Origin of the sequence: uncultured Campylobacter sp. (genome assembly GCF_938017705.1) — a bacterium.
Taxonomy (GTDB): Bacteria; Campylobacterota; Campylobacteria; order Campylobacterales; family Campylobacteraceae; genus Campylobacter_B.
In genome coordinates this window covers 1-8390 of the sequence record NZ_CALIIS010000204.1, presented here as the reverse complement: position 1 = coordinate 8390, position 8390 = coordinate 1, and the positions used below count along the sequence as shown (strand labels likewise).

Here is an 8390-nt window from a genome sequence, read left to right as displayed (position 1 = left end):
GCTTTACTATGCGATATCTATGGAAGGTGGCAAAATGACCGAAGCGGAGGATTTCGCCGCAGAGGATAAATGCTTCATCACCGTTAGGACGCTAATTCCCGGATCGGATCCTACATTCCCGTCAGTTACTCCTTTAGTGCCTGCTTGCGTATGGTACGAAAGAGAAGCTTTCGACATGTTCGGCTTAATCGCCGAAGGCTTGCCTGATAAACGTCGTTTGGTGTTAAGCGACGATTGGCCCGATGGGCCTCATCCACTTCGCAAAGACGCAATGGACTATCGCTATAGGCCCGATCCTGTAGATCATAAAGACGAGCCCAATGCAGAGTTTTTATTTCCTAGCGGCGACGGCGTAGTAGATGTTCCACTTGGACCTCTTCACGTAACGAGCGATGAGCCGGGACACTTCAGATTATTTTGCGACGGCGATGAGATTATCGATGCGGACTACCGCTTATTTTATCAACACCGCGGTATGGAGAAGCTAGCTGAAAACCGAATGAATTACGATCAGATGGGCTACCTTGCAGAGCGCGTCTGCGGAATTTGCGGCTACGCTCACGCGATTGCGTGTATTGAAGCAGCAGAGAAAGCTATCAAGCTTGAAATTCCGCTTCGTGCGCAAGCCATCCGCGTCATCTGCCTTGAGATCGAACGCCTTCACAGCCATCTTTTAAATATCGGTCTAGCCTGCGAGGTAACAGGTAACTACAACGCCTTCATGCATATCTTTAGGGTGCGCGAATACTCTATGGAGTTAGCTCAGCTCGTAACCGGCGGCCGCAAGACCTACGGCAATGTAATTATGGGCGGACTTCGCCGCGATATGACCGACAATGAAATTCGCAAGAGCATCGAGATCATCAACAAGCTCGACGTTCAAATTTCTGAAATTTGGGACGCCGTTATGGAGGATAAACGCCAAATCGGTCGCTGGAAGGGCGTGGGCGTATTAGATCGCAAAGTGGCGCGTGATTTTAGCCCGGTAGGTCCAAATATGAGAGCTTCCGGTTTTAAACGCGACAACCGCTACGATCACCCTTATGATTTCTTCAACAAGATAGAATTCGAAGTAGCCGTAGAGCACGGTGGCGATGTATTCAGTCGCGAAGTCGTAAGGTATAAAGAGCTTAAACAATCGATCCACATCATCAGGCAGTGCTTGCATCAAATGCCGCAAACTCCGATAATGATCGATCCACAGACTATGATCAGACCGGAAAACTACGCTTTAGGTCACGACGAAGCACCATGCGGCGGAAATGCCCACTCGCTCATGCAAGGAAACGCTCAGAAGGTTTACCGCTGGAGATGTCGCGCCGCTACGTATAACAACTGGCCGAGCTTGCGATTTCAATTCCGCGGAAATAACATCTCCGATGCGGCGCTAATCGTATGCTCGATGGATCCGTGCTACTCATGCACCGAGCGCGTAACTTTAGTCGATATTAATAGCGGAAAGAGTAAAATTCTAACCGAAAAAGACCTTAAGAAATTTTGCCAAGACGGCAAGGTTAGCAAAAAGGATTTAAGATGATGAAATTATTCGACATTACCGAAAAATATGGTAAGGCGACCTATGCTTATCCGTTTGAGCCATACATCGTGCCCGAGAATTTTCGCGGACAGCCTGAATACACCTATGAGCTTTGCATAGGCTGTGCTGCGTGCGGAATCGCCTGCCCATCTAATGCGATTGAGCTTAAGATGAACGAAGCCCAAACCAAACTAATTTGGGAATTTGATTGCGGACGCTGCATATTTTGCGGTCGCTGCGACGAGGTATGCCCTACGGGAGCAGTAAGGCTAGGCAATAGCTTTGAGCTAGCGGTAAAATTTGATAAAAGCGCACTTATCCAACACGGCGAGCTTGAGATGGAAAAATGCAGCTGCTGCGGCAAGCCGATGACCCCAAAAAGGCTAATCAACTACACGCTAGAAAAGCTAAGTACGGCAAATTTGCTCCCAGGCAGATTAGAAGAAGCTAAAAAATATCTCTATATCTGTCCTGAATGCAAAAAAGCTCAAGCGGTCGAAAGAGTGACCAAAGGTATAGAGGAGGCAATAAAATGAGTTTGTATCAAGTCCCCGAAAATATTAAAAACGCAAACGATCTAACCGCAAAATTGGAGCTTTTGAAAAATATCAAACGAAGCTTCAGCGTTTATCGTATCGACTGCGGAAGTTGCAATGGCTGTGAAATCGAAATTTTTGCTTCTATCACGCCGATGTGGGATCCGGAGCGCTTCGGATTTAAACTTGTAGCTAACCCTCGCCACGCAGATATCTTAGTCTGCACCGGTCCGGTTACTCGACAGATGTATTATCCGCTGCTCCGCGCTTATGAGGCTGCACCTGATCCAAAGATCGTAGTGGCTCTGGGAGCCTGCGGAAGCACGGGCGGAATTTTTCATGACGCATATAGCGTATGGAGTGGTATCGATAAGATTGTACCGGTAGATGTTTATATCCCCGGCTGCCCTCCGCATCCTGCTAGCATCATCTATGGTCTTGGCATGGCGCTTGGCATCATCGATCAAAAGCTTCAAAAGAAGAGCTATGAGCAAGATAGCACTCTTCCGCCACCGGTTAAGAGTTCAGTTATCGGCGATATTTTATTCGAGCGCGATCTGCAAGCTGAAGCTAAGAGGCTGATGAGCTATATTTTCGGAAGAGTTTTATTTGCAAAATATATGGATGCGATCAAAACCTCATCTGACGTTCACGATCCAAAAGCTTCTCGCGAGGCTCTACTTAACGCTATCCACACCGAAGAGGATCCTAGATACGCGGAGTGCATGGCACTATTGCACAATGACGTATATCTAAAATACGCCCGCGCTACGGAGGAATTTAAGATCGATCCGCAAAAAGAGGTCTGGAGCAAACGATGATTGAGGTTTTTAAGCTTACAAAGCGGCATATGGACGAAAACGAAAATTTACCCAAAGAACTAAAGGATATCAAGGTTTTTTCCACCTGCGTCGGTCACGGCGTAGGTACGATAGATTTTAGCGAAAAGGTACTTGAGATAGACGATGAAGAATTTAAACGCATCATCGAAAACTCGGGCGACTACGTTAAATTTAAGATCGGTAACCTAAGCAAGTATTTCGAGATTGAAATTTTTGCCGAGCACGCAGCTAAGCTAATCCCTCAGCTTTGCGAATGTGAGCTTAAAGATCTGCTAAAAAATATGCGCGAAGGATATTTCGTGCTAAGGAAGGATTTTTGATGCGAAAGGCGTTGCTTTGTATCGGCAATCCCCTTCGCGGCGACGACGACGTGGGTAATGAAACGGGGCGAATAGTCGAGGCAAACTTAAAAGATTGGCGCGTTTTTTATGGGCAGGATGTGCCCGAAAACGAATTTGCAGCCCTTAGGGAATTTGCCCCTGAAATTCTAATCGTAGTAGATGCGATGAGCGGCTTTGATGAGAATAAGATAGAATTTTTCGACCTCAGCAACGATCGCGACTATATCTACTCGACGCATAACCTGCCTACGCCGGTGCTTCTAAGCTATCTGCGCAAAATTTGCCCAAAGACGCTGTTTTTGGGCATCAGCGTGCTGCTCGATAATGTCCTTGATTTTAAAGAAGGGCTAAGCGAGAGCGCAAAAAAAAGTGCGCAAAAAGCTTATGAGCGTATCTTAGAAATTGATTCAAATTTAAATGAGGAGGAGTAAATGTTAAATCCTGCAGAAACCGCGCAAGCGGTGTCTAGTTCGATGCAACACAAGGCGCATACCCCGCTAATTAGCATAATTTTTCTAGCTATAATGGCGGGCGCTGCAATCGCTATGGGCGATATTTTCTGGGCTCACTCGACCGTCGGAATGGCTGAAAAGCAATCTATTGGCTTATCGAATTTCATCGGTGGTATTACCTTTAGCTGCGGTCTGATGATGGTGGTTTTTTACGGTGGGCATCTATTTACCAGCTCGGTTTTAACGGGCGTACCTGTCGCCGATGGCAAATTACCGCTAGGTAAAACTATCGGCTATTGGGCTATCGTTTGGTGCTTTAACTTTGTAGGTGGCGCGTTAATCGCGTATATGTATTATTACTCAGGACTTCCGCTTAAATATGATGGCTACATCTTGCAGCACTTCATTCCTGCAGCAGCAGGCAAAATAAACGCACCTTTTCATGAGCTATTCATCCGCGGAATTTTTTGTAACGTGTTTGTATGTATGTCTATCTGGACTGCGACCAGCGAGAGCAATCTATCAGGTAAATTCTTTGCAATTATGTGGATGATCGGCGCATTCGTAGCTTGCTCTATGGAACACTGCGTGGCAAATATGTTTATCCTAACCGAAGGTATCATCGCTAAAGGCCACTACCTTGCGGCTGCAGGTGGCGATGTAAACGCTCTTGCAAGCTCGCTTCACGGCGTAACGGCGGCTCAAATAGATTCAATAAACTGGGGAAATTTCATCGTTAAAAATATGATCCCGGTTACGCTAGGCAACATCTGCGGCGGTCTATTTTTCGTAGGCTTGGTCGGATTTATGGTAAATAAATACGATATGAAAAAGAAAGACTAATCTATCGCGCTTCAGCACGATATAAACAAAATATGGGCGCGGCACTTTGCCGCGCATTTTTAATTTCTAAAATTTTAAAAATTCCGATGCGTAAAATTTCATTTGATCCAAAATTTTAGACGAAATCCTAACGAAATTCGGGATGAAATTCTGAAACAAAACTCTTGATAAAAATTTTACGCTGTAAATCTAGGTAAAATCCTGCGCCGTAACTTTAGACAAAATTTCGCGTTTAAGCCGTAAGCGTAAGCCATATAAATGCTTTAAAAACTCTAGCCCGCGCCTAAACACAGTAACTAAGCAATCTGTCGTAGTCTAGGATCAAAAACTCGTGCTGGCTGATTTTTTGAATTACGTTATCTTTTACAAGCTCGTTAAACGCGGTACTCGCGCTTTGACGCTTGAGCCCTACGAAGGATGAAAGCACCTTTAGCGAAAAGGGCAAAAATACGTATTTGTAGCCATTTTGATGAAAATTCTGCTCGTTTGCAAGCTCGATCAAAAAGCTCGCGATGCGCCCTTTTGCATTTTCAAAAAGTATAGAGCGTGTGATTTTGCGCTGCAGCAGAATTATCTCTGTTAAAATTTTTATATACGCCTCGCAAAAGCTGCGATTTGCCAAGATCTCCCCTAGTCCGCTCGCATCGATCGTATAAATCTCGCTGTCCTCTAAAAACTCAAGTGCGCAAATTTCATTAAGAATAGTGATATTATCCTTGTTTAGGTAGTTGATGATGAATTCTTCGCCGTCTTCAAAAAACGAAAGCTTCGCCTGCCCGCTTTTAAAAATAAAAACTTTAGGCGCCTCACTATAAAAAACATAGCCTTTTTTGATGACTTGGTGCTCGAACATTGCAAGCTCCTCGTCGCTAAGCGTGGCAATGGCCTCGGTTTGTAGTAGTCCTAGCCGCGATTTTTCCATATAACCTCCAAAAGCTAAGAATTATACAATGAAATATTTAGACAAAGATAAAGCTGCGCGGATTAAATTTACCATCCGCACTATGGCTGCGCATCTAGGTCGCCTAAGCTAATAAATTTTATAGCTTTTAAAATTCTAAATTTTACCCGCGCTTTGCATCGCGTAAAATTTCAAAAATTTATTGAAGCTTTACGCGGCAATATTATAGTCAAAACCCGAGGCGCGAATTTAAAATTCTGTCTTTAAATAAAAATTCATATCATTTTATTGAAATTTTATTTAGTAAGGATATAATAATATATATTAAAAATAAGCGGTATTTTGCTCGCGATGACACCGCAAGAAAGGCACTTCATGCAAAAGCCAAATTTTAAAGATAGCGTTTCCGAGACGCTGCTAATCAACGTCTATATGCGCCATCTGGATTTCAAAGACGCGGATCCGATCCTAAACGATCCCTTTTCAAGCGCCGTCGTAGAGCAGATCGATTATGATTTTGCAAAATTCGACGACGCGCACCTTAGTAAAACGGGTACGGTGATCCGCGCGAAATTTTTCGACGACGAGACGCTGCGGCTCGCGGCGGAGTTCGACCACCCTATCATCGTGCAGCTTGGCGCAGGGCTCGACACCCGCCCGCTTAGGCTCCAGCACGTCCTACCGAACGCCCTATTTTACGACCTCGATCTGCCCGACGTCATAGCCGTACGCGACGCGCTGCTACCCAAGGCGGAGAACAATTTCAGCCTGCCCCGCTCGATGCTGGATCTTTCATGGATGGACGAGCTAGCCGCAAAGCACGGCAGCGTGGGCTACATCTTCATTTTAGAGGGGGTGAGTATGTATTTTGAAAAAGAGGAATTTAAAAAATTTTTTATCGCGCTTGCACAAAAATTCCGCGGCTACGTGCTGAGCGACTTTATGAGCGAGTTTTCGATTAGAAAATTCGACTCAAAGCGCCACGACGCGATGAAACATATGCAAAACGCGCCCTTTAAAATGGGCATCGGCGGCGGCGCGGAGGTGCAGGGCTGGGATAGCGCGCATATCAGATTCGTCAGGGAGGCTGCAATGCTGAAAATGTATAAAAGCCACTGGAGCCTCAAAGGGCGCCTCTTTAGCCTAATTCCCGCCTTTTGTAATGCATGCAAGATGTTCGTTTTCAAAATCGAAGGCGGTGATGAATAGGCTTAAAAATTTCAGTTGATTGCTTTGCAAATTTCGACAGCTAAGGCGCGAATTCTAAGCTGCTTATCTGGCAAGCTGGCATGCAGAGCAAACGGCACATACCGCTTTGCTCAATGCTGAGTAAAATTATAAAAACGCTTTAAAATTTCGCTTAAATTTCCCTCGATTTATAGGAATTTAAGAGTTTTTAAAATATATTTTCGCATCTTAAATTCACGGAAAAGATCATGCAAAATTTTCTCGACAAACTCACCGCCACAATTGACGCAATCAACTCCTTTTTGTGGGGTCCGTACTTTCTAATCGCCCTACTTTGCGGCACCGGCGCGTATTTTACGGCGCGCTTGCACTTGGTGCAGATTTTTAAATTTAAAATGGGTGCGCGCAAGCTTTTCGGCAACTTCTCCCTGCATGGCGCGGCTGCGGGCAAAAGCGGCATGAGCTCGTTCCAAGCCGTCGCCACGGCGATCGCGGCACAGGTCGGTACGGGCAACCTGGTAGGCGCCAGCACCGCGTTAGTCATGGGCGGACCGGGCGCGATATTTTGGATGTGGTGCGCGGCGTTTTTGGGCATGGCGACGAATTTTGCCGAAATCTGCCTGGCTCAAATTTACCGCACCAAGGACGACAGCGGACATATGATCGGAGGGCCTGCGTTTTACATCAGTCGCGGACTCAAAAGCCCCCTTGCCAAGCCTTTAGCGGCATTTTTTGCGCTAGCCATCATCTTTGCTTTGGGTTTCATGGGCAATATGGTGCAGGCAAACTCCATTTCAGACGGCTTTAGCAGTGCATTCGGGATCCCAAAATGGGCGAGCGGCGCAGCCTTAGCACTCATCTGCTGCGTCATTTTTTTCGGCGGCGTCAAAGCGATCGCACGCGTAGCCGAAAAGGTCGTGCCACTAATGGCGATCTGCTACGTGCTCGTCGGTCTCGTCATCATCGGCTCAAATTTCGATAAAATTCCATCCGTCATCGCGCTGATATTCAAAGCCGCATTTGATCCATCGGCTGCCTGGGGCGGCGCTACGGGTGCTACGATCGCCACTGCGATGAGATACGGCATCGCGCGCGGGCTCTTTTCAAACGAAGCGGGCATGGGCTCGACGCCGCACGCACACGCCGCGGCGAATGTCAAACACCCCGTAGATCAAGCCGTGCTCGGCATAATGGGCGTTTTCGTCGATACATTCATCGTGCTTAACATCACCGTTTTTGTCGTGCTTAGCACCGACGTAGTCACCTTCGAAAACGGCAAGGCGGTATTTTCGGGCATCTCGCTGGTGCAGGAAGCCTTCGCATCGCAAATTTTGGGTCGCAGCGGCGGCTACGGCTTCGTGGCGATCTGCCTGTTTTTCTTCGCATTTACCACGATTTTGGGCTGGTACTACTTCGCCGAGATTAACGTGCGATACCTCCTGGGCGCAAAATTCGTCAAGCTCTTGCAAATTTTAGTCGTCGCATTCGTATTCATAGGAAGCGTGCAAAAGATCGACCTCGTCTGGGGGCTAGCCGATATGTTTAACGGACTGATGGTGATCCCAAACCTAATCGCGATCATCCTACTTAGCCCCGTCGTCGTGCGGCTTTTGAGCGACTTTAACGACGGCAAAAGCTACGACGCGAACGACTACAAATAACGCCGCGCGCTAAATTTCAAGCGCCTTCCCGCTTCTTGGCGTCTATATTTTGCGTCGCGAATACTGTACCGTATTGCCCGTGGCGTCGC

General features: G+C 46.7%; 9 protein-coding genes. 8 read left to right on the top strand and 1 reads right to left on the bottom strand.

The window, feature by feature from the left end; all coding sequences use genetic code 11:
• The 6 genes from Q0605_RS09215 to Q0605_RS09190 all read left to right on the top strand — a co-directional run.
• Positions 1 to 1537, top strand: a 1537-nt coding sequence (locus tag Q0605_RS09215) for an NADH-quinone oxidoreductase subunit C (RefSeq protein ID WP_298706414.1), incomplete at its 5' end; no start/stop codon positions are given.
• Positions 1534 to 2073 (top strand): formate hydrogenlyase complex iron-sulfur subunit, encoded by a 540-nt coding sequence (locus Q0605_RS09210; RefSeq protein ID WP_177386902.1) that lies wholly within the window; start codon positions 1534 to 1536, stop codon positions 2071 to 2073. The genes Q0605_RS09215 and Q0605_RS09210, both read left to right, overlap by 4 nt.
• Positions 2070 to 2894, top strand: a complete 825-nt coding sequence (locus Q0605_RS09205) for an NADH-quinone oxidoreductase subunit B family protein (RefSeq protein ID WP_177386901.1) — start codon at positions 2070 to 2072, stop codon at positions 2892 to 2894. The genes Q0605_RS09210 and Q0605_RS09205 overlap by 4 nt, the downstream gene beginning before the upstream one ends.
• Positions 2891 to 3235: a formate hydrogenlyase maturation HycH family protein gene (locus tag Q0605_RS09200; protein ID WP_005871907.1), complete on the top strand. Its 345-nt coding sequence runs from the start codon at positions 2891 to 2893 to the stop codon at positions 3233 to 3235. The genes Q0605_RS09205 and Q0605_RS09200 overlap by 4 nt, the downstream gene beginning before the upstream one ends.
• Positions 3235 to 3687 (top strand): hydrogenase 3 maturation endopeptidase HyCI, encoded by a 453-nt coding sequence (locus Q0605_RS09195; protein WP_298020448.1) that lies wholly within the window; start codon positions 3235 to 3237, stop codon positions 3685 to 3687. Before Q0605_RS09200 ends, Q0605_RS09195 begins: the two co-directional genes overlap by 1 nt.
• The gene (locus Q0605_RS09190) at positions 3688 to 4551 is read left to right on the top strand and encodes a formate/nitrite transporter family protein (RefSeq protein ID WP_298706411.1); all 864 of its coding nucleotides are present in this window, start codon (positions 3688 to 3690) and stop codon (positions 4549 to 4551) included. It abuts the gene before it with no gap.
• A gap of 283 nt (positions 4552 to 4834) precedes the next feature.
• On the opposite strand, the gene Q0605_RS09185 is transcribed toward Q0605_RS09190, so the two are convergent.
• The gene (locus Q0605_RS09185) at positions 4835 to 5473 is read right to left on the bottom strand and encodes a Crp/Fnr family transcriptional regulator (protein WP_005871915.1); all 639 of its coding nucleotides are present in this window, start codon (positions 5471 to 5473) and stop codon (positions 4835 to 4837) included.
• Positions 5474 to 5827: 354 nt separating this feature from the next.
• Between Q0605_RS09185 and Q0605_RS09180 the strand changes: the two genes are divergently transcribed.
• Together Q0605_RS09180 and Q0605_RS09175 are read left to right on the top strand one after the other, a co-directional pair.
• Complete coding sequence (locus Q0605_RS09180; protein WP_298706409.1) at positions 5828 to 6661, top strand: class I SAM-dependent methyltransferase; 834 nt, start codon at positions 5828 to 5830, stop codon at positions 6659 to 6661.
• Between the two features lie 227 nt (positions 6662 to 6888).
• Positions 6889 to 8301 carry a sodium:alanine symporter family protein gene (locus tag Q0605_RS09175; RefSeq protein WP_298706407.1) on the top strand — a complete coding sequence of 471 codons (1413 nt, stop codon included), beginning with the start codon at positions 6889 to 6891 and terminating at the stop codon, positions 8299 to 8301.
• Positions 8302 to 8390 lie beyond the last annotated feature (89 nt).